This window comes from Amycolatopsis sp. NBC_00438, from assembly GCF_036026695.1.
GTDB lineage: Bacteria > Actinomycetota > Actinomycetes > Mycobacteriales > Pseudonocardiaceae > Amycolatopsis.
Window position 1 is genome coordinate 2,731,733 of record NZ_CP107923.1, and the last position, 25,674, is coordinate 2,757,406.

A 25,674-nucleotide genomic window follows, 5' to 3' on the forward strand; every position below is an offset into this window, starting at 1 on the left:
GGCGCCGCGGGGGCAGGCTGACTCTTGTCCCCGGCCCACGACCGGCAAGGAGAGCCATGTTCGTCATCCTCGGGCACGGCGAATCGGACGGCGAGTGCTTCATCGAAGAAGGCACCCGCGTCCACCGCTACTCGGCCACCGTCGACCGGCTGCTGGCGGGCGAGCTGCAACTGGTGCTCTACAACGACCTCGGGCGCGGCCCGGACAGCCTGCTCCGGCTCTTCCCGGCGCGGACGATCGAGGAGTGGTCGGCCGACGAGCCGGACCGGATGATCGGCAACACCGCCTTCACGTCGCTCGATTCCGCGGAGCTGGCCGGCCTGGTCGCCATGCGGGACGAACCACCGGCCGCCGCCGACGGCGTCCACGTCGTCGGCTGGGCCGGGAGCCACGTCCTGCCCGGCACGGCGCTCTGCTCGGCTCCCGGCACGTGCGCGCCGCCCCACCACACCTGCCAGGGCGTCTTCGCGTCGCTGAACGGCGAAACCGACCTCCACCTGCTTTCCTGCGACGCCTCGGGTGACGTCGAGGAGTTCGAGGACGAGGGCTCGGACGGCGAGGCCGACGAAGGGCAGTGGCTGCTGCCGTGGGAGACCGTCGACGACGACTTCGCGGACGGCACCGACCTCGGTTCCCTGCTGCAGGAATGGGTCGGCCACTACAAGAACGCCGACCACGCGGCGTGGCAGCAGCTCACCGCCACCACCACCAGTGCGCAGGCGCAACGGTTCCACGCCCTGCTGATGGAGCGGCCGGAGTTCGCGGAGTGGTCCTACCGGCACGCGCTGACCGACCTCGTCACGCGGTCGAGTGCGCTGTCGCCGGGCACGTTGTTCATGTGGGCCACCGACACGGCGGACGCCGTCGGGTACCTCTGGGAGACCGGCAACTTCCCCGAGTACTTCGTCCGCGGTGCGCTCGAGACGCTCCGGGAACCCGGCGGCCGGCAGATCGTGGGGGCCCGGATCCACGATCTCGACGACGAGATCCGGACGTACTGCACGCAGCACAGCGCGGAACTGGGGTACGCGGTCGGCGACCGCTTGTGCCGGACCTGGTCCGCGGACCGGGTGTACGACTGGGCGAAGCACCCCGGGAACGCCTGGCTCGTCGACGCCGTCGCCGCGGACTGCCCCGACCTGGTCGTCAAGGTGCGGGCGGAACTGACCCGGCTCGGCGCCTCGCCGGACGGGTTCCCGCCGGGGCTGCGAAAACTGCTGGCCGGGTGAGGAAAGGCCGCGCTGCCCGCGGCCCTGCGCGTTGGGGCACCGCCCGCCTCCGGCGGCGCCGGAGACTGGTGGACGCCGGACCACGCACGCCGGCGAACGAGCGGAAAGCGGGAACCCATGTCGGAGATGTCGGGCGTCGGCGGAGCTTTCGGCTGGCTCCCCGCCGAAGTCACCACTGAGCAACTGGTCACCCTCAGCTCGGGCCGCGGCCGCAACGTCCCCCGGACCCTCGGGAGCCTGAATCCCACGGACGGGACGGGGGCGATCGTCTACAACCTCTTCGCGCGCTGGGTCGCCGTCAAGTTCTCCGAGCTCGGCTTCGACGTCGACCACGGCTGGGAGGCCTACGAGGACGCCCTCGGCTGGCTGGGGGCAAACCCCCGCTACGAGCGCGGCCGGCCGGCCGTGCCGCACGAGCTCGTGGAGCCGCGCCGCCGGCTGAGCGAGTGGTACGAGGAGAAGTTCCTGGGTGACCTCGCCGACGTGCTGCGGGCGGCCACGAAGGACCGCACGGGGTTCGAGGAGAAGAAGTTCCGCGCGAGCGTCCACCAGCGGGCGTCGGCGCAGGAGCGGTCCCTGCGGGAGATGGCCGCCCGGGTCGACGAAAGCCACCCGGAGCTGACGACCACGATCGGGACGCTGCGGCAGGCCGTCCACGCCTTCGAGCCGGTCGGCGGGTTCGCCGGGAAGGACAAGCTCTTCGAGCTCACGGACCAGGCCTACACGGTCCTGCTCACCGCACGCGCCCGGCTGAAGGCCGCCGCGGCGAAGGAGGATCCCGGCGACGAGGGCGGGGCCTTCGGCGCGCCGGCGAACGCCGTCCTGCGCGAGGCGCGGAACTACGCGCTGCAGTACGAAAACACGGTGGTCGCGCTCAAGAACCTCTTCGACGAGCTCGACAAGTGGATCGCGACCCGGACCGATGCCTACGTCGACAAGAACTTCGACACGCTGTACCCGCAGACCCGGGGGATCGTGCTGACGATCAAGACCGCCGCCACCGGGCTCGGCGTCGTCTCCGGGATCCTCGCCGCCACCGGCGCCGCGCTGCCCGTGGCCACGGCCGTCGGGGTCCTCGCCGGGATCACCGGTGGTGCCGGCTTGGCGCTCGACAAGGTCAACCGCTGGGCGCGGAAGCGATCGGACCGCGGCGACACCGCGACCCGCGTCAGTGCGCTCACGGCGGGCCGCGCCCGGACCGACGAAGAGCTCGCCGTGGCCGCGGCCGGAATCGGGGAAAAGCCGTTGACGGTGGGCAAAGTCGGCGGCACGGTGCTGGAGAAGGGCGCGTCGGTGCTCAACCACGTGGCGCACTCCGGGGCGGTCAGCGCGGCGGGGCACATCGCGTCGGGTGTCGCCCACGCGACGGGCGGGATCACCGCCGTCGTCGGGGTGGGTACCACGATCCTGGACTGGCGCAGTTACGCCGCGGCGCAGGAGCTGAGCCTTCGCCAGGTGGTGTCCTCGGCGCAGGCGCAGCGGGCCGAACAGCTCGTGCGGATGGTCGCCGACGCGGTCCAGGCCCGCAAGAACGGCGTCCGGCTGGCCAACGCCGAGGTGCTCGCGATCGCCCGGAACGGGATCACCTTGAAGGCCGAGAACGGCGTGGAGCTGTTCATCGACGAGAGCGGCGGCTTCCGGCGGCTCGAGACCCTGGACCTGATCCGGACGAAGGTGCGGCGGCACGCGACCCTCGGCACCGGCCGGCTCACCTACATCCTCGACTGGGAACGCTCGGTGTGGCGCGAGCCGGCGGACGACGACCACGTCGCCGAAGTGCAGGTGCCGGCGACCCGGTCGGGCGACGGTGTCGACGTCGACCTGGTCCTCGGGGTCACGTCCGAAGCGGAGCTCACCCCCCGGTCGATCTCCGCGGGCAAGACCGTGTCGCTGCGGAACCTGCGCACGGCGTTCCTCGAGCGGGTCGAGGAGGACCACCTCGAAGGCATCCCCCGGGGCAGCCTCGAATACAGCGTCGTCTCGGCGGCCTGCTACGCCTGGGACACCGACTCCGGCCAGGTCGGCGACCTCCCGCCGGAGGCGAAGCCGATCCGGAAGGGACGCTGGTTCGGCTACCCGCTGGCCGCCGTCGCGTCCACGAGCATCCTCGAGCCGGAAAAGGGAAAGCTCGCCTACATCCGGGGCTGGGCCTGGATGAACGTGAACACGGGGGAGGCCACGGTGCAGTACGCCGAGCCCCCGGTCCTGTTCCCCGACGACCCGCCGGAGCTGACCACCGGTGGTTTCGACGGAGCGGACGCGGTCCCGGCCGGCTTCACCCTTCCTTCGGTGGCCGCCATCTTCGAGGCGCTGCTCGCCGATTTCGACGACCGCCACGGCGGCGGGGTCCGGGCGACCGCCGGTTCCGACGACCTGTTCGTCCTGCGCAGCCGGGAGTCCACCGCGTGCGGCGTCTGGGACGGCGTGGACAAAGCCGCGGTGGACCACTTGCGCGGGGACGAGATCCCGACCTACGACGAGACGTCCGGCACCTGGACGTTGTACTACGCGCTTCCCGTGGTGGGCATCGCCGGTGCCGTGCCCGGCTACGCCCTCGGCTGTTTCACGCTGGACGAGCGGGCCGGGACGTCGGAGTGGAGCCTGGACCCGGACATGCCGGTGGTCCTCGACGCCGGCTTCACGGCCGAGATCCACACCGACCGGCCACTCGACGCGCACGTGATCGAGGAGTACCAGGGTTGAGCACCGCGACGGCGGGAGGCCCGGAGCCCCGGTGGAAGGCCCGGGGGTGGCGCCCCCCGGGCGGCGGACGCGTCCTGGACGCCACGGCCGCGCGCGTCGACCTGCGGCAGGGAGCCGCCCTCTGCTTCGCGGCCCGGTTCCGCGCTTACCTGGGACGGGTGGTCCGGGAGATCGGCGCCGACCCGGAGTCGTGCGCCTTCGAGATCGACGTCCCCGCCGCGGCCTACGTCGCGCTCGACCGCAGGCTGGACCGGTTTCCCGGGTTCGACCTCGCGCTGACCTGGTCGGAGGTGCACGGCTGGGCGGTGGCGCTGGAACACGACACCGGCCTCGACAGCACGGTCCTGGCCTACCTGGGCGGTCCCCGTGTGTTGCCCGCCCCCGAGGTGGTGGCCGCGTTCCTCGACGCCGTCCACACCGATGCCGACGTCGGCCAGCTGCCCCCGCCGAGCTTCCGCGCCGCCGGGCGGCACGGGGAACTGGCGGCACGGCTGCCCCGCGCGGCTTGGCCTCGCCGCGACGCCGGCTCGCCCGCCGGACCGCACCGGGATCCCGCGTGACCGCGCGGCGTGGCCACCGCCCGACCGGAAGGAACCGGAAAGATGCGTGATCTCATCGTCAGCGGCCACGGCTCGTTCGATCCGAAGACGGATCCGCCCCGGGTCAAGCTCGGCGCCGGCCAGCGGCTGAAGGTCTACCAGGAGCCGCTGCACCTGCTCTCGGACGAGAAGGGCCGCGACCTCGAGCAGCTCGTCCCCGCAGCGCTCGAGCACCCGGTGCGGACGTTCGAACCCGGCGAGTGGTGTCCCAACTACACCATCACCCCGCCGTTCGGCCTGGACGTCCACCGGGTCGACCCGGACGACCCGGGCTTCCGCCAGCTCGTGCCCGACCGGAACCGGCTGCTCGCGGAGATCCTCGCCGACGGCGCCAACGCGGGCTGCACCGTCTACTGGGCGGCCTGTCTCGCGGTGCGGCTGAACTCCGTCGGCGGGAACACCGTCGGGGTCAACACCGGCTGGGACGGCACGTCCCGTGACCAGCGTTCGTCGCCCGCGCTGCCGGCCGCCGGGCTCGTGGCGGAGGTCCGGGCGCGGCCCGACCACCACCCGTCCACTGAGGACGGTCGCTACGTGGACCTCCTCGCCCGGCACGCCTACCCCTCCGGCGGCCGGCCGACCGAATCCGTCCTCACCATGCTGGCTTTCCTCGCCGCGGCCGCGAGGCGCGGGCCGGCCGCGCTGATCGACGTGTTCGCCAAGGATCTGAACGAAGAGGACCGACGGGGGTTCCTGCTCAACGACACCTTCCGCTGGTGGCTCGCGGAGAACGGGCTGCGCATCCCCGGTGAGATCACCGATCCGGTGCTGCGGAACCAGGATCCCCGGTTCTGGACCCCCGGGGGCGAGGCGCTCGACGACGCCGCGGTCCTGCCGGTCCTCGCCGCCGGGAACGCCGCGGCGCTCGCCGCGCTCGAGCCGGATCACCCGGTCCAGGCCGTGGTGACACCCAGCGGGCTGCTGCTCGTCGGCGGCGAGCACCCGGCCGCGGTGATCGAGTACGTCACGGCCGATCCGGCGCACGCGTTCGCCGCGGTCAACCGGACCGTCGTCGACGGGCAACCGCACCTCGTGGTCATCGACTGCCCACCGGCTTCGCGCGGTCCCGTCTACCAGGCGCTCGGTGATCTCGGTGAGCCGAGCATCTGGTTCGACGTCCCGCCCGGCGCCGTCGCCGGGCCGGACACCTGGGACTGGGACGACCTGGCGCTGCGCAACCGGTCGGCGCTCGACGACCTGTGGCGGGGCCAGGAGATCCCGTTCCTGGCCGACGACGCCGTGGTGCTGCTCGGACCCGGCGAGTACTTCACCGCCGAGCACATCGCCCGGGTGCGCGCACTGGGCACGGAATACGAGGGCGTCTTGCGGAACAACGTCCTGACCGGGTACGACGTCACCGGCTGCCCGCCGCACTTGCGGGCGGCGTTCGCGCAGAACCTCGAGCTCGCCGGCATCCCGGCAGGCAAGCTCGACTTCGTCGAGTGAACCTGCCGTGTACCCGCCCACCCGGATCCTTCACCGGTCGGCTGCGGCGTCTCCGGCCGACTCCGTGATCGTGAACAGGGTTTCGATGCCGATCTGCTGGAGTACCCGCCGCACCGGTCGCGCCGGGGCGACGACCGCGAACGGCACCCCGGCGACCGCGCAGCCGGCGTGCGCGGCCACCAGGACGCTGACGCCGAGGGCGTCGCATTCGAGCACACCCCGCAGGTCCACCGCCACCGCGGTCGCTCGCTCGTGGACGGTCTCGAGCTGGGCGGCCAGTGCCGGGCAGGTGGCCCAGTCGAGGCGGCCCGCCACCGACACCACCGTGACGGATCCGCTGCTGCGCACCCGTATCTTGAGCCGCTGCGCGGAGGTGGCGGGGGACGGCGGGGCGGGGTTCGGCGCGGGGGTTTCCCGCGGGGTGTCGAGGACGGTCATGACAACGACTGTGCCGAAGCCGGGCCGCCGCGGGCAAGGCGTTCCGGTCCATCGTGGACGATCGGCCGGGGGCCGGGCCCGACCGGCCTGTCCGGCCGGGCCCGCGCCGGCCGATCAGTCGACGCAGGGAATGCCGCCACCATCGACGGTACCGTCCGGCGGGGGCGCGACCGGGGTGTCGGCCGCACCGGTCGCTTCGGCCGGGTTCGCCGGGTGCGGCAGCCGGAAGTCCGCCCCCAGGACCACGAGCACGTGTCCGGCCGCCACCGACCCGGTGGCCCGCACGGGCAACCCGCCGAGCAGCTTCGCGGCCAGCAGGGCGTCGGCCGCGGCCCCCGGCCCGTAGTCCACTTTGGTCCGCTTGCCCCGGGTGTGGCGCGCCGAGCCGTCCCGGAACCCGTGCTGCTTCAGCAGATCCGCGACCGACGCGGCCGGCCCGGTGCGGCCGGACGCGTCGAGCACGTCGGCGACCGACCGGGGGACCGGCGCCGCCGGCTCGAACACCTGCCGGACCGCCGCCCGCACCTTCTCGACGTCGACCTCGTTCACGTCCTGGCCGTCGACCTCGGCGAAACCCTCGACCGGCAGCGTGGAGAACTCGAGGTTCCCGCCGGTGAGGTCGCGGGCCTGCCGGACGAACGCGAGCAGGTCCCAGCCCGCCGACACCACGACGTCCTTGCGCGCGGTTTCGATCAGCGCGCCGAGCTGCCCGAGGTCGGTGAAGGTACCGGCGGTCCGGAGTTTGTGCGTCACCGACGCGAGGAAAGCCTGCTGCCGGTGGGTCCGGTCGAGGTCCCCGTTGGTCAGGCCGTGCCGCTGGCGCACGAACGCCAGCGCGCGGGCCCCGTCGAGGACCTGCCGGCCGGCGGGGAAGTCCGCGCCGGAGTAGCTGTCCCGGACCGGGTGGTTCAGGCACACCTCGACGCCGCCGAGCGCGTCGGCCAGGTCGTAGAACCCGGCGAGGTTGACCTCGGCGAAGCGGTCGATCGGGACGTCGAGGAAGTCGCGCACGGTGCGCAGGGTCGCTCCGCGGCCGGCCTCGCGGCCGCGGGACTCCAGGTCGGCCCGGTCGGTGACGCCTTGGCGCCGGAGCGCCGTCTCCGCGTGGAACTTCGCCAGGCCGTAGGCTTCCTTGATCTTGGCGTGGGTCCGCCCGGGAATGCCGCGGACCGCCACGTAGTCGTCACGCGGGATGGACACCGCGGTCGCGCGCCCGCCGCCCGCGGGCAGGTGCAGCAGGATGAGCGTGTTGGTGTTGTACCCGCCTTCGGTGCCGTCGCCCGCGTGGAGCCGGTCGAGGATCTCCGGCGGCAGCATGGCGCCGTCCTGGTCCTTCCGCGAGTCGAGACCGATCAGCAGGATGTTCAAGGCGCCGCCGGTGGAGCGGGCGCCGCCGGCGAGGGCGTCGGAGGTCTGCACGCCGTCGAGCAGGCGGCCGGCCGTCGTCGCCGCGATCCCGGTGCACACCAGGACCAACGCCGACGCCGTAGCGGCGAACACCTTGCCCGCCGTCAGGAGTGGGTGGCGGCGGCGGCGGGACCGCCGGGTCCGAAACGGTGACTGCTGCTGGTGCACGGGGTTCCCCTTCGGTTTTCGTCTCCCAAGGGGGATGCGCGGCCCGGCCCGCCGGTTGGCCGTCCGGTCCGGTGACCCCGCTCACCAGCGCGAACGGGCCGGCGAACGCAGTCCGGCCGGCCAGGCCGATCGGCTGTGGCTCAGTTCGGGGAGGGGCTCGCCACCCCGGGCGGTTCCTGGGTGGTGAGCGAGGACGTGTTCGCCAGCCAGACGCCCCCGTCGTCGTCGACGATCAGCACGATGCCGGCCTCCTGCGACTGCCGCACCCATTCGAACAGCTGCAGTTCGTCGAAGGTGGTGGTGAACAGGTGCTGGAGCTGGTCCTCCCCGACCCAGCAGTCGGTGCCCTGCACCTTCACCTGCCACCACGTCCGGTCGTCGGCGTCGGTCAGCACACCCAGTTTCTCGCAGTCGGGGATGACCAGCGCGCGGTGCAGGAGGTAGTCCCGGAGGGGATACGCGACGGTGTCGTTGATCCAGCCGATGAAGTCGCCGTCCATGACCATGGTGTCGTCGCAGGTCTCGCAGGCCGGAAGCACGTGCGTCGCGACGCGAACGCCGGTCGCGGTCTCCACGACGAGCAGTTCGCCGAGCCTGCCGATGACGGTGCAGGTCGGCGTCGCTTGGTACAGGTCGAGCAGGCGGATCACCTTCCCGCCGCTGAGCTGCACGCACCGATCGGCGGTAGCCGTTTTCGCGGATACCGGTTCCAGTGTGTCGAGAACCGTTCTGGGCAGGGGAAACGTCGTGTTGTCCTGCCAGATGAGCAACTGGGTGCCGCTGTCGTACCGCGCCCGAGGCAGGCCGACCGGCGGAAGCTGTTCCGGCAAAGGCTTTTCCGGATCCGGCGGGGTCAACTTCGCCATGTCGAAGAAGGCCTTGCGGCCTTTGGCTCGGAGGAAGTACGCGGGTATCCTGTACTTCTTCCGCGCGTCCGCCGCATTGTCCGTTGTCATCAGCATTTCCGGCCTGCCGTCGAGGGCGAACCGCAGGCCCTCGACGGTCACCGTTCTGGTTGCGCTGTCGTAGCTCGCCTCGGGCAGTGTTTCCGCCCACGCGGTCAACGCACTCGGGGGAACGGGCTGGTCGCGCTTCTTTCCGCTCTGCTCGGGCTTCAGGTCGCCGGCGCCCACGAACGTCAACAGCTCGATCGGGCAGAACGCGTCCTCGTCGACGCAGACCACGCACCGCGGTAGTTCACCGGTGACCAGCTTGAATTCGAGCGCGGCTTCGAGCGCGGTTTCCTGCGTGTCACCGGCGTCGAAGGCGTACCAGCCTTCCGCCGGGACCACGCCTCCCACGTGAACCAGGTAGACGTGACGCTCCGCGTAGCCGGCGGGCCGGACCGGGTTCCGCTCGATGTGCGTGAGCTTCTTTTCCTGTCGCCGCAGGGCCACCACGACCGGGTCGGTATCGGACACCTCGAACTCGCGCCGCGAACACTCGCCTGCGGGGACCGAGTACGCGACCCGGCCCTTGTGCTTGAGGGTGCCGAACAGGAAACGGAGATCGGACAGGCCGGTACCGGCCAGCAGTGACTTGAACGACCGGTCCGGGATCCGGTTCGGCTCGGCCTGGTTCACCGTCCACACCGTGACGAGCTTGTCGAGCGGTGCCGACCACTTGTGGTAGTCGTGGACGAACTCGACCGTCTCGTCAGGTCCGGGCCGCGCGTCCGGGAAGTTCGCCTCGGTGTAAGCAAGCAGTTCCCGCACCCGGACCAGGTCCCGTTCCAGCTCCAGCACGTCGGTCTGGTGCTGCCGGGCGGTCTGCTCGGCCCTCTTCTGCGCCGCGTCCAACCTGGTCGGCGCGGACTTCGCCGCGGTTTTCGCCGGCGCTGGAGGTGGCGCCGGCGCAGGGTAGGCGGCGTTCTTCGCGGCCCACAGCTTGTGGTACGCCGTGTCCAGGAGGTCCGCGATCCGAGATCGGTGTTTCCGGTACCAGTCGAGGGCGTTGGTCTGGCTCGTCTTGCTCAGGTCCACGAGGTTGCCGGCACCCGGGTGGAAGTTGTCGGTTCCGCCGTACCAGACGTGCAGATTTTTGAACGCCGGCAGGTTCGGAGTGGCGTGCACCTGGCTGCAGGACGTGCTTTCCAGCGGGGTGCCGAGGATCAGCGTGATGTGGAAGGTCGAAAACGCCGGGCACTGGTAGACGGCCGAGACCGTGGAATGGGGGTTCTGCCTGGTCCAGGTCGAGTTGCCCAGCTTGAGCACGAGGGGCGGGAACGGTCTACCGGGACCACCGGGCGTCGACATGCGGTTCACCTCCTGGGGATGGCCGACTCCAGGGTGCGCGCGCGGCCGGCGACCACGGTTGCCTCGTGGGGCAGTGGCGCGGGCAAGCTCACCCGGTGCCGTGGCTCACCGTGCAGACGAGCACGACGCCGGCGCCGATGAGCGCCAGGCCCGCCGCCAGGCCCAGGGTGATCGGTTCGCCGAAGAACACCCGATTGGCCAGTGCTACCAGGGCGATACCCCCGCCCGACCAGACCGCGTAGACGATCGTGATGGACAGCCCGAGCCGCACGACCTGCGCGTCGAGGAAGAAGGAAAGACCGTAGCCCGCGACGACGCCGACGGCGGGCAGCCAGCGCGTCAGGCCGTCGGAGAGCCGGAGGCAGACCGTCGCGAACACCTCGACCAGCACCGCAAGTCCGAGCAGGAGCCACTTCAGCATGCGAACACCTCGAGCGTCACGGCGTGACCGTGGAATCGGAAAAGGGCAACCACTGGTCGACGACCGGGAACACCAGGTACCACAGGCCGAAGGCGATCAGCACGGCCGTCGCGGCCAGAATGGCCGTCTTCAGGAGTGCACCGCCCGGGAGCGCGCGCCACAGCAACCCGTACACCTCACGCCCCCAGTTCCGCGGGCCTGCCGGGCTGCCGCGCCTTGTCCTGCGTCCGCGCCAGTTCGCCGAACACGATCAGCCGCTGCTTGTTGCTCCACTTCGGATTGCACGTCGTGAGCGTGATGCTCGCGACCTTCGGCGGCGTGCCCGGCGCGTCCGGCACCGGCGCGACCACCGACGTCCGGGTCGGGGCGACCACTTCGCTGCGCGTGACGACGTAGACGAACCACTGCGTCCGCGTTTCCACCACCAGCGCGTCGCCCGCGTGGAGCCGGTCCAGGTTCCAGAAGACGCTCGGCGAGCGGTGCCCGGCCACCGCGAAGTTCCCCACCCCGCCGGGTGACTGGGTGCCGGGGTAGTGCCCGGGTCCCTGGCGCAGCGCCGCCTGGGTGACCCCTTCGACGATCGTCCAGTGTGCGCCGAGCGCCGGTGCGTACAGCCGCGAGAACGGCGCTCCGGAATCCGGCGCCGCCGGTGCGGCGGCCGGTGCGGCCGTCCCGTTCCACAGCTGGTCCAGCTGCTGGTCGGCGTGCTGTTGAGCCGCCTCGTACTCGGCCGACTTGCCCCAGATCTCCCACGCGGCCAGCAGACCCAGCACGACCGCGAAGGTGAGGATCAGCTCGGCCAGTGTCCGGACGGCCGTGCGCAGGACGCGCAGCGGCGCCGGTGGTGGTGGGTACACGCGGGTGCCCGCGGTGGCGACCATCCCGACCTCCTTCCCGCTCCTGATCCGTGGGTCCCACCCTCGGCCGGCCGGGGGTGGATCACCGCTCCCGTTCGGGCAGCTTTTCGGCCCGCGCCGGAAGCCGGGGGCCGTCCCCGCCTTCGCAGCCCGGCCCGATCAGGCAGCCCGGCGTGCCCCCATCGGCGGGCCGAAAGTGAGCGGGGGCGACAGCGGCCGGCTCGTAGCGTGAGCGGTGCTCGCCGTCGCCGACCGGAAAAGAGTGCGCGCATGCGGTTCCCGTCTTCGGTACCGGTCCTCGCCGTCACCGCCCTGCTGCTCATCGGGACGGCGGTGCCCGCGCGCGCCGACGACGCGCCGACCACGGTGGCGGGGCTGCTCACGCACTACCTGGACCTGGGGCACGAGGCCGAAGCGGTCAACGAGCAGCTGCTCGGGGCGCAGGACGACCTGACAGCGGCCCAGCAGGCCGCGCGGACCGCGAGCGCCGCCGCGGCCGCCGCCACCCAGCGGTGGCAGCAGGCGCAGGGCGTGGCCGACGGACGGGCGGCGAGCGAGCAGCGGCTCGTCGCCCTGCTCGCGACGACCCGCGGTGACGACCCGCTGCGTGACCTGCTGCTCACCGGGGACGTCGGTCAGTTCCGGGCCGCGGCGGACGCCGGTCTGCTGGCCGGGTTCACCGACGACTCCGCGTTGCGTGAGGCCGACGCCGAAGCCGCCGGCGCGGCTACGCTCCGGCAGCAGGCCACGACCCGGGAGGCGACCGCCGCGGCCGCCGAGAGCAAGGCTCAGGCCGCCGCGGACGCGGTCCGGACCCGCCGCGACGCGCTGGCCGGGAAGATCTCGGCCGTCCGCGCCGCCCTCGACGCGATCCCCGCCGACCAGAAGTCGCTCCTGCAGACCGACGCCGCCGCGCCCGCGGGCCCGGTCGCCGTGCCGGCGGGGGCGGTGGGCACGATCCTGGCCTTCGCGCTGGCCCAGCTCGGCAAGCCGTACGTCTGGGGGGCGACCGGGCCGGACTCCTACGACTGCTCCGGGCTGGTGCAGACGTCGTACGCGGCGGCGGGTGTGCGCATCCCCCGCGTCTCGGCGGCCCAGGCGACCGTGGGCCGGGTGGTGGGCCGGGCCGAGGTGCGGGCGGGCGACCTGATCTTCTTCTACCGCCCGGTGCAGCACGTCGCACTGGCCCTGGACGGGACCCGGGCCGTGCAGGCGGCGACGTTCGGCCAGCCGGTCAAGATCTCGCCGATCGACGCGATCGGCCCGATCACGGTGATCAGAAGACTGCTTCCCGGAGAGTAGCGGCCCCAGTGACGCCTGTAACGGTGAGTAACGAAATTTGACATAACGATGGCGCATGTCCCACTTTTGAGGTACGAATAGACGAAGTCGACTGGCCGAACGGCGGAATAGAGCCACCTGTTCCGTGACTGTGTGTGCCTGATCGCCGTCATTCCAGGGGGACAGACCGGTGGAGGTTGCCCGTGCGCTTCGACACCACGCCGATGCCGCGGACGCCGATGCCGGGCGACGGCTCGACCCAGCGCGGAGCGCGCTCGTTGACCGTCGAGGACCTGCTCGCCGACCTGCTCCTGCGGGACGCCCGGGTGCTCGCCGGCGGTCGCGGCACCGACCGGCCGGTCGTGGACATGCAGTGGTGGGGCGGCAACGAACTGCCCGAGTGCACCGACCAGATCCTCGTCCACGAGAGCGCCGACGGGCTGCCGCCCTACCTCCTGGAGGCGGGCCTGCGCCGGGCCCGTGACGGTGGGGCGAGCGCCGTTCTGCTGGTCGGGGCCCACAGCCCCCCGATCTCCTCGACGATCCGGCTGGCCGACCGGCTGACGATCCCGCTGATCGCGGTGGAGTCCGAAGAACCCCGGTCGTTCGCGCACGCACTGGCCGTCCTGCTCCGCTCGCCGCAGCTGACCCGGGCGGCGCAGGTCGAGGCGCTCGTGCGCCGGCTGCGATCCCGGCGGCGGACTCCGGACGTCGTGCTGGGCGCGCTGCGCGACGTCGCCGGTCTCGAAGCGACCGTGCTCGCCGGGGACGGGTCGCTCCTGCTCGGCGCGGCCCAGCCGTTGCCCGGCTCCGCCCGCCTCGACCTGGCCGTGCCGCAGCAGCTCCCGGTCACCGGCGGCACCCTGCTGCTGCAGCCCGTGTACGGGCCGGCCGCCCGCGGCACCGTCGCGTGGCTCGCGCTGCGGCTCGAGTCCAGCCGGCCCTACGTCGTCGAGAACGCCGCCGATCTGCTGTCCATCCTCGAACCGGCGATGGCCGCCTGGCTTTCGGAGGAGCGCCTGGCCGCCGAGCAGAACGCCCGCTCCCGTTCCCAGCTGCTCACCGAACTGCTCGAGCGCGGGGAATCCGTCGGCAAGGAGACGGTCCACCAGGCGGTGGCCGCCGGGTGGCGGCTCTACGGCTGGCACACCGGCGTCCACATCGGACTGCGCGGCGGCGGGGACGACGACCGCGACTTGGTGCTCATGCAGTTCGAACGCGTCCGCCGGGTGCTCACGGCGGCCGGCATCGAGGGCACCCTCGTCGAACGCCCGGACGGCTGGTCGGCCTGGGTGACCTCGTTCGGCCAGCCGTCCGTGCTGCAGCAGCGCGAATTCGGCGAACGGGTGCGCAAGGCGCTCGACGCGATGCCCGCGCAGTGGGAGATCTTCGCCGGGATCGGGCGGCCGCACGTCGGCATCGTCGGCATCGCCGCCACCCTGAGCGACGCCCGGGACGCCGCCACGCTGGCGCGCACCGACCGGTCCAGCCGACGGGTGAAACACGTGGAAGACCTCGGCGTGTCGCGGATCCTGTTGTCGTGGCAAGGTTCGGAGGACCTGCGCGCCTACGCCAACTCCGTACTGGCGCCGCTGCGCCGGGTGCAGTCCGGGCAGCTGCTCGAGACTCTCCGGTCCTACCTGGACAACCGGTCCTCCATCGGGCTGACCGCCGACGCCATGAGCCTGCACCGCAACACGATCACCACCCGGCTCAGACGCATCCGCGACGTGCTGGGAGTCGACCTCGACGACCCCGACGAGCGCCTGGCGCTGTCCATGGCCTGCCGCATCGTCGAGGCCGACTAGATGTCGTAGATCGCGTCGTCCGCGCCGACGGCCTGGTGGACCCGGTAGTGGAACAGGCCCCTGATGTCACCCGGGGGCAGCCGCGCGAGTTCCTCGTCGGAGTAGTTCCGTTCTCCGCCGCGGGTCCACTGCGACTTCGTCAGGAACTCCTCGCACCAGGACCCCGCATCTCCGTCGACCACGCAGTCGATGATCTGTTCGCCGGGACCGAACAGCGCGACGAAGGCGTCGAGGATCTCGTCGGAGGCGTACCCGCCGTCGGCGGGCGCCAGACTGAGGTGCGCGCCCGTGGAGAACTCGGCCCCGTCCTTCCGGGTCGTCGTCACCACGACGGTGAGGCAGCTGCTGACCGGGGTGAAGGTGATCTCATGCGGCCGCTGGGCTCGCCCGACCTGGCCCTCGGCGAGCACTTTGCTCCCGAGGTCGGTGTCCGCCGGGTTTGCCGGAGCCGGATCGGCCGGAACCTCCGCGTCCGGGGGCCGCGCCTCCTCCAGCGCGACGAGCAGCTCGTACAGCTCGGTGGTCAGGCCCTGGAGGCGTTCGACGTCACTGACAGCGCTCTCGTAGTCCTCGACGAGGTGGTGGTAGCCGTTGCGGGCCGTCGCCACCTCCCGCTCCAGCTCCGCTCGCAGCTCGGCGTTCCGGCCGGCCGTCATCGCCTTCTCGGCCCGGTCGTGCTCCGCCTTGGCCCGCTCGATCCGCGGGAGGTTCTGGCGGGCGTCGTCCACCCGGGAGTTCACGACCTCGACGACCTTGTCGATGAGCCGCGTCAAGCGGCCCCGGGCGTCGTCGTACCAGTACTCCGCCACTTCGGCGATGCTGTGCCCGGCGAAGGCGTCCCGGAGGTCGCCGTACAGGCCCATGATGAGCGCCGACCCCGATTCGCGGGGTCTGACGGCGGTTTCGTCGCGGGTGAAGGTGCTCTCCCACCAACCCGGGAACTGGATTTCTCGCGGCGCGGTCATGGTTCCTCCTTCAGGGTAGGGACACCGTCACGCCGAGCACCGACAGCGACAGCAGGGGCGGCGGTGTGCTCGGGGTTTCCGCCGGTGCCGCCGGCGGGCTCGTGGGTGCCGCGGTGGTCTCCGCGGGCGGGGTGGCGGCCGGGGGCGCGACCGTGCTCACCGGCGCGGTCGTCGCCGGTGCACCCGGGCCGGTGGCGGGCACCGTGACGCCGGGCTCCGGGGTACCCGAGTCCGGGACGAACGCGCCCGGGCCGCTGACGGTGCCGGCCGGTGGGGGTGCCGGGACCGCGGCGGCACCGGCCGGTCCGGCACCGGGACCGGCTGTCGCCGGGGCGCCGGGCACCGGCGGCACCGGACCGCCGGTGGTCGTGACGTACCCCGACCCGTATGACTTCGCCAGCGCCAGCACGGTGTCCGCGTAGTCGTCGGAGTGGTTGTACCGCAGCACCGCGGTGCGCAGCTGCGCGTCGTCCCGCAGGTCGCCCGGGCCGCTGCACAGGTACAGACCCGCGGCCAGCGCGGCGTCGAAGATGTTGTCCGGGTCGGAACGGCCGTCGAGGTTGCCGTCCGCCTTCAGCGACCGCCAGGTCCCGGGCAGGAACTGCATGGGCCCGACCGCGCGGTCGTAGCCCGGGTCGCCGTCGAGCGCGCCGCGGTCGGTGTCGCGCACCAGCGCGAACGGGCTGCCGGTCAGCTGCGGCCCGCGGATCGGGATCGTGGTCTCGCCGTCCGCGCGCAACGCCGACCCGCCGAACCGGCCGTGGTTGGTCTCCACCCGCCCGATCGCGGCCAGCACGGTCCAGCTCAGCCCGCAGCCGGGGTCGGCCGTCGCGAGCAGCGCGGCACCGCGCTGGTAGGCCTGCAGCGCCGTGGCCGGGATCCCGGCCACGGCCAGGGCCGGCACCACCGGCTGGTCGGAACCGCCGGGCAGCGCCGCGATCGGCGGCACGACCGGGATCGCGTTCTGCAGCGGCAGTACCGGCACCACCGGCAGCGCGGGCGTCCCGGCCGGCGCGGGCGCGGGTTCGTCCTGCGCGGCCGTCGAAAGCACGGTGTCGCCGGCGGAGCCGAGGGCCAGGGACGCGACCAGCGCGGCGATCGACACCGACACGCCGGCGAGCGCGAGCGGGCGCCGGTAGCCGAACCGGGTCTCCCGCTGCGGCACCACCGGTTCCCGGGTGATGTACCGCCGGACCGGCGTGCTCATTCCGCCTCCCGCGTCCGGTCGTCCCCCGGCCGGACGCGTTCCCGCACGCGCACCTGCGACCAGCGCGAGTCCGGCGCGGTCCGCACCGAGCGCCAGTGCCCGGCGACCGTCCGGTCGCGGGCCCGCTCGTCGTGCGCGCCGGCCTCCAGCTGCAGCTGCTCGACCTTCGCCGGGATGTCGGTGAGCATCGGGGGCAGCAGCGGCGCGGTCACGTCCAGCAGGAGGTGGGCGCCGCCGGGCCCGGTGCCGAGCTCGCCCGGGTGCGCCGCCGCCGGCCCGGTGATCTCCAGGGTCACCGGGAACCCGGTCGCGGCCAGCCGTTCGCCGGCGACGTCGCCGGGCAGCACGTCGTGGATCGCGCACGCGGCGAGGACGGTGTCGAGTGCCGCGTGCTCGGCCTCCGGTGTGGCCGCTCGCGCGGAGATCACGTACCGCATCCGGTAGCGCCGCAGCGGGGGCTGCCGGCCGACGACCTGCCCACGGGCGTCCCGGACCTCGCTCCACTCGGCGGCGCCGCGGCCGTCGGCCGCCTCGGCGATGCCGTGCAGGACCAGGTGCAGCACCGCGTGCTCGCCCGGCGGCTCGGCGCCCGGCCGGCCGAGGCTCACGACCGTCTCGTCGTCCAGGTAGCGCCGCAGCAGCGCGCTCACGGCGTCGTCCACGTCTCGGATCACCGCTCCAGCGTGCGGCCCGGGCGGCCCGTCGCCGGTGAGCGGTCGCGCACCGGCGGGTGCACCGACGCTGCCCGGACGGGCACCCGTCGTGGTCGAGGTGCTCAGGCGACGCCGCAGAGGCGCCGGGTGTCCGGCCCACGAGCACCGCTGGGTGCCCGATGGGGCACGGATGCGGTGTGCGTGCCCGAAAGCGCACCGCCCGAGTGCCCTTCCGCCTTCGCCGCGAGCCACCCCGGGTGGTCTGCCCGCGGCGCGATACTGCGGTTCTCCGGACCGCTGGGAGCGCGACGATGACGAAGCCGAAACCCGCCACCGACCTCGATCTCACGTTCCTGCCGCCCGATTTTCAGCTCGGCTTCGTGGTGCACGAGAGCCGCCCGAGCAGCCTGAAGGAGCTGCTGGGCAAGGACCGGCGGTGGCGCCGGCTGTTCACGCTCTGGCTGTCGGAGGTGAGCGGCGAAGCCGGGACCGGCGCGGCGCGGGCGTTCGAGGACCTGATCAAGACCCACGAGCGCACCGCGAAGTACCCGGCCTTGACCAAGGCGAACGAACGCCAGTGGAACGACCTGATCGGCCGGTTCCGCGAGTTCTGCCAGCGGATTCGCGACCACCTCGCGGCCCTCGCCGAGCAGGTCGAGCGGGAGCGGTACGCGGTGCCCGCCGGCACGCTCTCCGGCGGCTTTTCCTGGCTGCCACCGGACATGCGGGTGCGGTTCGTCGTCGAGGAGAGCCGGCCGAAGAACCTGCGCGAGCTGATGAAGAACGACAACCCCGACTGGCGGAACCTCTTCGCGGCGTGGCTCGCCGGCCAGGACCGCGACAGCGCGGACTCGTTCAAGGCCCTGCGCAAGTGGTTCCGGGACCACGGCCGGAGTTACACAGCGCTGGCGAAGGAGCTGGGCAAGGCCGACGAAGCGGCCTGGAACGGCGCGTTCCCGGCGTTCCTGGACACGTGCGCGAAACTGCGGGAGAAGATCGGCGCCCAGGTGAAAGCCACCAAGAAGGCGGACGTCGGGGCCGAGGCCGAACGGCGGCTCGTGGGGGCGAGCACCGCCCGGCGCGTCGCGCGGTTCGGCCCGGACGACGTCAAGGGGCTGATCGCGGTCGAAGCGAGGATGCTGGCCGCCACCGCCGGGATCAAGCCCGTCTTCGCCGCGACCTATTCCGCCTACGCCGAAGCCGAAGGCTGGAAGTCCCGCGACGAGGCCAAAGCACTCCTCGAAGCCGCGTACACCGCGCTCATGTCGTGCGAGGGCGAACTGCGCCGCACGACCGGGGTGCTGCGGGGTCTCGACCCGAAACGGGTGCGGGACCGGGACACCCGGAACGACCCCGCGCCCCTGATCGGCCCCGCGCAGTACGAGGAACTCGGGACGGCCTGGCGGAACTACCTCGCCGCGCTGGAGAACCTCGGCGACGCCACCGTGCGGGCCGCGAGGCTGTGCGACGCGTGGGCGCGCAAGAGCACCGCGGGAAAGCTCAAGGAAGACTTCGCTTCGGCCTTCCCGGTGGTCAACGGCTGCCTGCTCGGTGCCGAAACCCTCGTCTGGACCCTGCGGATGTGCGTGGTGTCCGCCGGGCTCGCCGGCGTGGCCGCGTTCCCGCTCGCGCCGGAGGTCACCGCACTGGTCAGCTCCGCGATCAGCGCGGCGCACACGATCGTCGCCGAGCTGATCCGGGGTCTGGTGGCCTACTCGGCGGCCGGCGACCGCGAGACGGTCGAGCGGCACCTCGGCGCCGAATACGTCGCGAAGCTGAAGGAACTCGACGCCAAGGAGGCCGCGGAAGCGGCAGCCGAGGACGACGCGCCGGGCACCGGGTCCGCCGTCGCCGGCGGCGTGGCGGCGGGCCTGCCCGGCCTCCTGGACGTCGGCGCGCGGTCCGCGATGAAGGTGCTCAGGGACGACACCGCGAAGATGAAGGTCGTCACCGCGATGCCGGTGGTCGGCGAGGTGATCCAGGGGCTCGGACTGGTCGTGAAGTGGGGCGAGCAGCTGAACCCGAAGGAGCTGCGCGTCACCGAGCCGCAGCGGCGGCAACGGCTGCTCGAAGCGCTCAAGCACGCGTGGTCCGAGCTCGACGCGATCGGCGAGAACCCGGACCGCGAAGTGACGGTGCACGGCTACGACGCCGGCCACGACGCGTTCTACGTCGACCTGAACGGCGAACGCGGCTGGGTCTGGAACGGCCGGTTCACCCCGGACGACCGCACCAGGGCCGCCGGATTCGTCGTCAAGGCGTTCGAGCGGGAAAGCGAGCTGTTCCAGATCGACGAGTACTTCGTGACGGCACTCGGCCCACAGGGCCAGGCCCTTCCGATGACCGCGCCCGTGCTCACCGAGCAGTTCCTGGGCGACGAAGACGGGTACTTCTACTTCCGGACCCACGTCCGCGCGACCGTCGACGGCCACTTCCTGCTCGGAGAAGCGCGGATCGCCGTCACGGCGGAAGGCCGGGCCCGGATCTCCGACGGCCCGCACCCGCTCGCCGGCGCCGAGGACCGGCTCGGCCCGCTCACCGTGCTCCTCTGGCAGTGCCGGTCCCTCGAACCCCTGCCGGACGAGGTCCCGGTGGACTTCTGGCGCGACCTCGTGGACAACGGGCTCCAGGAGTGGGCCGAGGAGCACCTGGACCGGACGCAGGTGCCCGACGAGCCCCTCTACTTCGGGCACGCCCACAGCCGGGGCGACGGGCTGCTGTGGCGGATCCACACCCACGACGACTCGTTCGAATTCGGGGTCCCGTACCCCCTTGACGCGGCCTGAGCCCGGCCGCGGGCCGCGCCGTGTCCCCGACCGGGACACGGCGCGGTCGCTCCGGCCGGTTGCCCGAACGGGTAAACCCCTCTGCCCGGTCCGCGTGGCCGAGCGAGCACCTTGATCGGCTTCGCGGATGTGAAGCTCAGCCAGCGGCAGCAAGTCAGCCCAGGGAGGCCCAATGCCCAGCTATCTCGCACCCGGCGTGTACATGGAGGAAGTCGCGTCCGGCTCGAGGCCCATCGAGGGGGTCGGCACCGCGGTGTGCGCGTTCGTCGGGTTCGCCGAGAAGGGACCGCTCAACGAACCGACCCTGGTGACGAACTGGAGCCAGTTCACCCAGGTCTTCGGGGACTTCGTGACCGGTTCGTACCTCGCCCCGGCCGTCTACGGTTACTTCCTCAACGGCGGTGGCGTCGCCTACGTCGTCCGCGTCGGTCCCGACGGGGAGGCCAAGCCCGTCGCCGCGCGGGCCGAGGTGCCGGCGATCGGCGGTGACGGCAAGCGCGCCTTCACCGTCCGCGCCATCGAAGCCGGTGCCGAAGGCGAGCAGCTGTCGGTGGAGATCGGCGAGGCCAGCGAGAACACCGACGACAACTTCCGGCTGGTCGTCAAGCGCGCCGGTGAGGTCGTCGAGACCTTCGACAACGTGTCCATGAAGCGCGGCAGCAACAACGTCGCCACCGCGGTCAAGCAGCGGTCCAAGCTGATCGCCGTCGAGGAGGCCAAGTCCGCCGGCGCCGTCGCGCTGCCGCAGAAGAACGAACTGGTCCCGCTCGCCGGGGTCGTCGCCGAGCAGAGCCAGGACGTCGGGGCCCAGGACTACGTCGGGAACGCGGCCGACCGCACCGGTTTCGCCGGGCTCGAGGCCATCGACGAGATCACCATGCTGTGCGTGCCCGACCTCATGGCCAGCCACCAGCAGGGCGCGATCGATTCCGACGGTGTCAAGGCCGTGCAGCTGGCCATGATCGCCCACTGCGAGCTGATGGCCGACCGCGTCGCCATCCTCGACACCCCGGCCGGGCTCGGCGCCCAGCAGGTCAAGAACTGGCGCACCGAGATCACCGGCTACGACAGCAAGTTCGCGGCGATGTACTGGCCGTGGGTCAAGGTCATGGACCCGGTCGGCGGGCGGCCGGTGCACGTGCCGCCCAGCGGGCACGTCGCCGGGATCTGGGCGCGCAACGACGCCACCCGCGGCGTCCACAAGGCACCGGCCAACGAGATCGTCCGCGGCGCCATCTCGCTGGAACTGGCGATCACCAAGGGGGAGCACGACCTGCTCAACCCGGTCGCGGTGAACTGCCTGCGGTCCTTCCCCGGACAGGGCATCCGCGTCTGGGGAGCGCGGACGCTCTCGAGCGATCCGGAATGGCGCTACCTGAACGTGCGCCGGTTGTTCAACTTCGTCGAAGAGTCGATCCTGCAGGGCACGAACTGGGTGGTGTTCGAACCGAACGACCCCAAGCTCTGGGACTCGGTCAAGCGCACGATCACGATGTTCCTGCGCGGCGTGTGGCGGGACGGCGCCTTGTTCGGGCGGACCCCGAACGAGTCGTTCTTCGTCAAGTGCGACGAAGAGAACAACCCCGCCGAATCCCGGGACCAGGGCATCCTGACGGTCGAGATCGGCATCGCGCCGGTCAAGCCGGCCGAGTTCGTGGTCTTCCGCATCTCGCAGTTCTCCGACGGATCGTCACTCGAGGAATGAGGTCAGCATGACAGCAGGGCTCGGACCGCAGCAGTCGCAGGACGCCCTCACCGCGGCGCGGTTCTCCATCACCATCGACGGCTACGAGGTCGCCTCGTTCTCGGAGCTCTCGGGCATCACCACCGAAGTCGAACCCGTCGACTACATGTCCTCTTCGGACCGGGAGATCAGCTTCAAGAAGCTGCCCGGCAAAGCGAAGCCGCCGACGGTCGTGCTCAAGCGGGGCAAGACCATGGGCATGGAACTGTGGTCGTGGCACCAGGCGGTGCTGATGGGCAACATCGCCGCCGCGCGCAAGAGCTGCTCGCTGGTGATGTACAACTTCGACGGCAAACCGGTGGCCCGGTACTACCTCGAGAACGCGTGGCCGTCCAAGCTGGAGGTCGGCGCTCTGCGCGCCGGCAGCAGCGAAGTGCTGATGGAGACGGTCACCATCGTCTGCGAGCACCTCCAGCGGGTGTCGCCGTGAGCACCGCGGCGATGCCCCGCCCGGACCACGACACCGGGTCCCTGCGCACCGAGTACCCGTTCACGTTGCCCCGCGGGTACGTCGACGAAGCGGGTCACGTCCACCGCGAAGGCGTGATGCGCCTGGCCACCGCGCGCGACGAGCTGGCCCCGCAGAACGACCCCCGCGTCCGGCAGAACCCCGCCTACCTCACGGTGCTGCTGCTCGAGCGCACGGTGACCGGGCTGGGGTCGGTGACGGCGGTCGACTCGTTCGTCATCGAGAGCCTGTTCGCCTCCGACCTGGCGTTCCTCCAGGACCTCTACCGGCGGGTGAACCAGGAGGGGCACACCGCGGTCGAGGTCGGCTGCCCGTCATGCGGGCACGCCTTCGCCGTCGACGTGGCGGGTGATGCCCCGGGGGGATCGTGACGTACGCGGCCGACCGCCTCTGGGAGGAGGTCGCGTACGTCGCTTACTACTTCCACTGGCCGCTCGACACGATCCTCGACCTCGAACACGCGCACCGCCTGACGGTGATCGGCGAGATCTCGAAGATCCACGACGTCATCAACGCCGGATGACCGGCCTCGATCCCCGAGGAAGCACCCATGCCCTGGCCGTTCCGGCGCCGGACCCCCGGACCCGTGGTCCCGGAGTCACCGCCCGCACCCCGTTCGCCGGCACCCGCCGCGCCCCGGCCGTCCTGGGCCGCCGTCGCGACGTTGCGCCCGACCATCCCGCTCATCGCACCGCTGGTCGGGACCCGGCTGCGGGTGCCGCCCGAGATCGCCACCACCCGGGCGCTGCTCGTGCGCAAGCACGCCGTCGAGCACGACGTCCCGGTGGCGCGCGGCCTGGTCCACGGCCTGGCCACCGCCCGGGCCGTGGCGGATCCGGGGACCGGCGGCCCGCCGGCGTCCCCGCACCCGGCCCACCGGCCCGCGCCCGCCGCGCCCCGGCTGACCCACCCCGTCCTGACGCGGGCGACCGACACCTACGTCGGACAGGCGCGGGAGCCGGACGAGCCGTTCCGCGCCCCGGCGTGGCTGCGGGCCACCCCGCCGCCGCCGGAGGAAACCGGGTCCGGCGGCCCCCTCCCGGCGTTCCTCACCCACCCGGCGCCGCCCGAGCCCGACCCGCGGCCCCGGCGCCGCAACCTCGGCCAGAGCAGGCGGGTCGGGCTCGGCCAGCCCGCGCTGAGCCACCCGCAGCCGGGCGAGCCCGGGAGCGCGGCCGCGGCGGACTCCGACGACGAACCGGAGGACGACGGGGACCGGGCGCCGGAGGTCCCGCCCGAGCCGCCACCGCCACCGCGACCCCGGCCGCCCCGGCCCGAGCCGGTCGTCGCCCCGCCGCCGGAACCGGCCGCGGCCCGCCGTGACCCGGCCACGGCGCCGGCGCGGCCCGCCTACCGGGTCCTCGGCCACCCCGCCACCGCGCGGCTGCCCGAACGGCCGGAGCAGCTGGCCGCCGACCTGCCCGGCCCGGCCGGGCCGGCGAGCGTGCCCGGGGACATCGCCGACCACTTCCGGCGCCGGTTCGGCACCGACGTGACCCAGGTGCCCGTGCACCGCGGGCCCGAGGTGTCGCACCGCGCCTCGGCGTTGAACGCGCGGGCGTTCACCGCTCGCGGCGAGGTCTACCTGCCCGCCGAAGCCGGGCCGATCGAGGGGCGGCAGGCCCGGTCGCTGCTCGCGCACGAGCTGACCCACGTGGTGCAGCAGCGCACGACGACCACCGTCGCGCCCGAGCACAGCGCCGACGGCCGGAACCTGGAGAACCAGGCCCGGGAGACCGAACGCGACTTCGGCGGCGACGTCCGGATGGTGCACCCGGCCGCACCGCCGCGCCCGCTCGCCGCGGAACCGGCGGACGTCCTCGACCCCGAGGCCTACGCCGAGCGGATCGCCGAGGAGCTCGTCCGGCGCGGTGTCGCCCACCGGGACGGCACGGCACTGGTCTTCGGCGACGTCGTGCCCGACGCGGTCCTGGCCGACTCCGTGCAGCGGGCCGCGGTCGACGAAGACGAAACCCGGGCGGAGCTCAAGGACCTGTTCCGCGACATCAACGTCCGGCGCAACGAGCAGGTCTTCGAGCCCGAGGAGCAGGCCCGGGCCCTGGCGCACTTCCTGGCGTCCAACGAGGACCTCGTCCCGCTCCGGTGGGAGAACGCCAGCGAAACCGAGCTCCGGTACGAGCTCGGTGAGCTCGCCAAGCAGTACAACCTCCTCAACCCGCGCGCCGTCCTGTCCCACGACAGCGTCGAGAAACTCGCCGCCTACCTCTGGGAGACCAAGCAGGCCACCGTGTTCGGCGACCCGGCGTCGGCGGACGGCGAGGAGGTGTTCGGCAAGGACCGTGAGCTGGAGTCCTACGGTCAGTGGGGCCGGGAGGTCGGGCTGAGTCTGGCCGAGACCTGGGGCGGCATGCTCGGGTTCCGGTTCGACCGGGAGACCGAACGCGAAATCCTCGGCCTGGACCCGGAAGCCGACGAGAAGTCCGCGCGACCGGCGAAGGCCGAGGAGGAGTCCGGGGCCGGTTCGTCGTCCGCGGGGGCGGGTGCCGCACGGCGGCGGGCGGCCGCCGGCCCGGCGGACGCGTCCGCCGGGAGCGCGAAGCCGGTGGGCCTGCCCCGGTTCAGCCTCACCGGAACACCGGACGACGACGCCGAGCCGGCCGGGGCCACCGAGACCACGGGCCCCGCCGCGCCCACCTCGGGCACAGCGAAGGCCGGCAAGCCGTCGCTCGGTCTGGGCGGCGCGCTCGACGCCGGTGGCGCGAGCGCGAGCAAGAAGCTGCCCGCGATGGCCAGTTCGTCGTCGGCGAGCCGGCTCGCCGCGGAAAAGGAAGAAGCCGAAGAGGCCGAGCAGGAACGCGAAGAGCGCAAACTCCGGGACTCCGGCCAGTGGGGCCGCGAGGTCGGGCTCGACCTGGCCGAAACCTGGGGCGGCATGCTCGGGTTCCGGTTCGACCGCAAGACCGAGCGGGAAATCCTCGAACTCCCACCCGAGCCGGAAAAGCCGGCCGAGGAGAAGGCCGCGGACGACGAGCACGACGACTCGTACCTGTTCGGCGGCCGCCGGGGGGACGGCCCGGTCGTGCGCACGGGGATCGGCCGGACGCTGACCGACTCGGGGCGACCGCAGATCGACCCCGCGGACATCGACTCGGCCGAACTGGTCGAGCAGATCTACCGCTTCGTGAAGCAGAAGCTGAATTCCGACGTCCTGGTCGACCGCGAGCGGCACGGGTATCTGCGGGACATCCGATTCTGAGAGAGCAGCTAGGAGAAGGCG

The 25,674-nt window shown here is 72.4% G+C and carries 21 protein-coding genes; 12 read left to right on the plus strand and 9 right to left on the minus strand.

The genetic code is table 11. The features are described 5' to 3' along the window. The first annotated feature begins 56 nt into the window (after window positions 1-56). The 4 genes from OG494_RS12685 (at window position 57) to OG494_RS12700 (ending at window position 5,977) form a co-directional block, all read left to right on the plus strand. Window positions 57-1,229: a hypothetical protein gene (locus OG494_RS12685; RefSeq protein WP_328455189.1), complete on the plus strand. Its 1,173-nt coding sequence runs from the start codon at window positions 57-59 to the stop codon at window positions 1,227-1,229. Window positions 1,230-1,346: 117 nt separating this feature from the next. After that, entirely contained in the window at window positions 1,347-3,932 is a 2,586-nt protein-coding gene (locus OG494_RS12690) for a hypothetical protein (protein WP_328455191.1), read from the plus strand. Continuing rightward, window positions 3,929-4,492 carry a DUF6292 family protein gene (locus OG494_RS12695; protein WP_328455193.1) on the plus strand — a complete coding sequence of 188 codons (564 nt, stop codon included), beginning with the start codon at window positions 3,929-3,931 and terminating at the stop codon, window positions 4,490-4,492. The genes OG494_RS12690 and OG494_RS12695 overlap by 4 nt, the downstream gene beginning before the upstream one ends. 42 nt (window positions 4,493-4,534) lie before the next feature. Further along, the gene (locus tag OG494_RS12700) at window positions 4,535-5,977 is read left to right on the plus strand and encodes a putative adhesin (RefSeq protein WP_328455195.1); all 1,443 of its coding nucleotides are present in this window, start codon (window positions 4,535-4,537) and stop codon (window positions 5,975-5,977) included. A gap of 30 nt (window positions 5,978-6,007) precedes the next feature. On the opposite strand, the gene OG494_RS12705 is transcribed toward OG494_RS12700, so the two are convergent. The 6 genes from OG494_RS12705 to OG494_RS12730 all read right to left on the minus strand — a co-directional run bounded on the left by OG494_RS12705 (window position 6,008) and on the right by OG494_RS12730 (window position 11,547). Further along, the gene (locus OG494_RS12705) at window positions 6,008-6,415 is read right to left on the minus strand and encodes an STAS domain-containing protein (protein WP_328455197.1); all 408 of its coding nucleotides are present in this window, start codon (window positions 6,413-6,415) and stop codon (window positions 6,008-6,010) included. Window positions 6,416-6,529: 114 nt separating this feature from the next. Further along, a complete protein-coding gene (locus OG494_RS12710) occupies window positions 6,530-7,915 on the minus strand; it encodes an LCP family protein (protein WP_328455199.1) in 1,386 nt (461 codons plus the stop codon). Window positions 7,916-8,130: 215 nt separating this feature from the next. Further along, window positions 8,131-10,245, minus strand: a complete 2,115-nt coding sequence (locus OG494_RS12715) for a hypothetical protein (RefSeq protein ID WP_328455201.1) — start codon at window positions 10,243-10,245, stop codon at window positions 8,131-8,133. Between the two features lie 88 nt (window positions 10,246-10,333). Continuing rightward, window positions 10,334-10,666, minus strand: a complete 333-nt coding sequence (locus tag OG494_RS12720) for a DMT family transporter (RefSeq protein WP_328455203.1) — start codon at window positions 10,664-10,666, stop codon at window positions 10,334-10,336. A gap of 16 nt (window positions 10,667-10,682) precedes the next feature. Beyond that, window positions 10,683-10,832: a hypothetical protein gene (locus OG494_RS12725; RefSeq protein ID WP_328455205.1), complete on the minus strand. Its 150-nt coding sequence runs from the start codon at window positions 10,830-10,832 to the stop codon at window positions 10,683-10,685. A 10-nt stretch (window positions 10,833-10,842) separates the two neighbouring features. Next, the gene (locus OG494_RS12730; RefSeq protein ID WP_328455207.1) at window positions 10,843-11,547 is read right to left on the minus strand and encodes a class E sortase; all 705 of its coding nucleotides are present in this window, start codon (window positions 11,545-11,547) and stop codon (window positions 10,843-10,845) included. Between the two features lie 246 nt (window positions 11,548-11,793). On the opposite strand from OG494_RS12730, the gene OG494_RS12735 reads away from it, so the two are divergent. Further along, window positions 11,794-12,825 carry a C40 family peptidase gene (locus tag OG494_RS12735; protein WP_328455209.1) on the plus strand — a complete coding sequence of 344 codons (1,032 nt, stop codon included), beginning with the start codon at window positions 11,794-11,796 and terminating at the stop codon, window positions 12,823-12,825. Between the two features lie 182 nt (window positions 12,826-13,007). After that, window positions 13,008-14,612, plus strand: a complete 1,605-nt coding sequence (locus tag OG494_RS12740; protein ID WP_328455211.1) for a PucR family transcriptional regulator — start codon at window positions 13,008-13,010, stop codon at window positions 14,610-14,612. On the opposite strand, the gene OG494_RS12745 is transcribed toward OG494_RS12740, so the two are convergent. Genes OG494_RS12745 through OG494_RS12755 form a run of 3 tightly spaced genes read right to left on the minus strand, consistent with a single transcriptional unit; the run spans window position 14,609 to window position 17,458 of the window. Further along, complete coding sequence (locus OG494_RS12745) at window positions 14,609-15,577, minus strand: hypothetical protein (RefSeq protein ID WP_328455213.1); 969 nt, start codon at window positions 15,575-15,577, stop codon at window positions 14,609-14,611. The two genes, OG494_RS12740 and OG494_RS12745, sit on opposite strands and share 4 nt — an antisense overlap. Before the next feature lie 10 nt (window positions 15,578-15,587). After that, complete coding sequence (locus OG494_RS12750) at window positions 15,588-16,784, minus strand: lytic transglycosylase domain-containing protein (RefSeq protein WP_328455215.1); 1,197 nt, start codon at window positions 16,782-16,784, stop codon at window positions 15,588-15,590. Continuing rightward, window positions 16,781-17,458 carry a Pvc16 family protein gene (locus OG494_RS12755; RefSeq protein ID WP_328455217.1) on the minus strand — a complete coding sequence of 226 codons (678 nt, stop codon included), beginning with the start codon at window positions 17,456-17,458 and terminating at the stop codon, window positions 16,781-16,783. Before OG494_RS12755 ends, OG494_RS12750 begins: the two co-directional genes overlap by 4 nt. A 290-nt stretch (window positions 17,459-17,748) precedes the next feature. Between OG494_RS12755 and OG494_RS12760 the strand changes: the two genes are divergently transcribed. The 6 genes from OG494_RS12760 to OG494_RS12785 all read left to right on the plus strand — a co-directional run bounded on the left by OG494_RS12760 (window position 17,749) and on the right by OG494_RS12785 (window position 25,653). Then, a complete protein-coding gene (locus OG494_RS12760; protein ID WP_328455219.1) occupies window positions 17,749-20,223 on the plus strand; it encodes a hypothetical protein in 2,475 nt (824 codons plus the stop codon). A gap of 172 nt (window positions 20,224-20,395) precedes the next feature. Beyond that, window positions 20,396-21,928 (plus strand): phage tail sheath family protein, encoded by a 1,533-nt coding sequence (locus OG494_RS12765; RefSeq protein WP_328455221.1) that lies wholly within the window; start codon window positions 20,396-20,398, stop codon window positions 21,926-21,928. Between the two features lie 7 nt (window positions 21,929-21,935). Continuing rightward, complete coding sequence (locus OG494_RS12770; protein WP_328455223.1) at window positions 21,936-22,397, plus strand: phage tail protein; 462 nt, start codon at window positions 21,936-21,938, stop codon at window positions 22,395-22,397. An 11-nt stretch (window positions 22,398-22,408) separates the two neighbouring features. Beyond that, the gene (locus tag OG494_RS12775) at window positions 22,409-22,807 is read left to right on the plus strand and encodes a phage tail assembly protein (RefSeq protein ID WP_328458932.1); all 399 of its coding nucleotides are present in this window, start codon (window positions 22,409-22,411) and stop codon (window positions 22,805-22,807) included. Further along, complete coding sequence (locus OG494_RS12780; RefSeq protein ID WP_328455225.1) at window positions 22,804-22,959, plus strand: DUF6760 family protein; 156 nt, start codon at window positions 22,804-22,806, stop codon at window positions 22,957-22,959. The genes OG494_RS12775 and OG494_RS12780 overlap by 4 nt, the downstream gene beginning before the upstream one ends. A gap of 27 nt (window positions 22,960-22,986) precedes the next feature. Then, entirely contained in the window at window positions 22,987-25,653 is a 2,667-nt protein-coding gene (locus OG494_RS12785) for an eCIS core domain-containing protein (RefSeq protein ID WP_328455227.1), read from the plus strand. Window positions 25,654-25,674 lie beyond the last annotated feature (21 nt).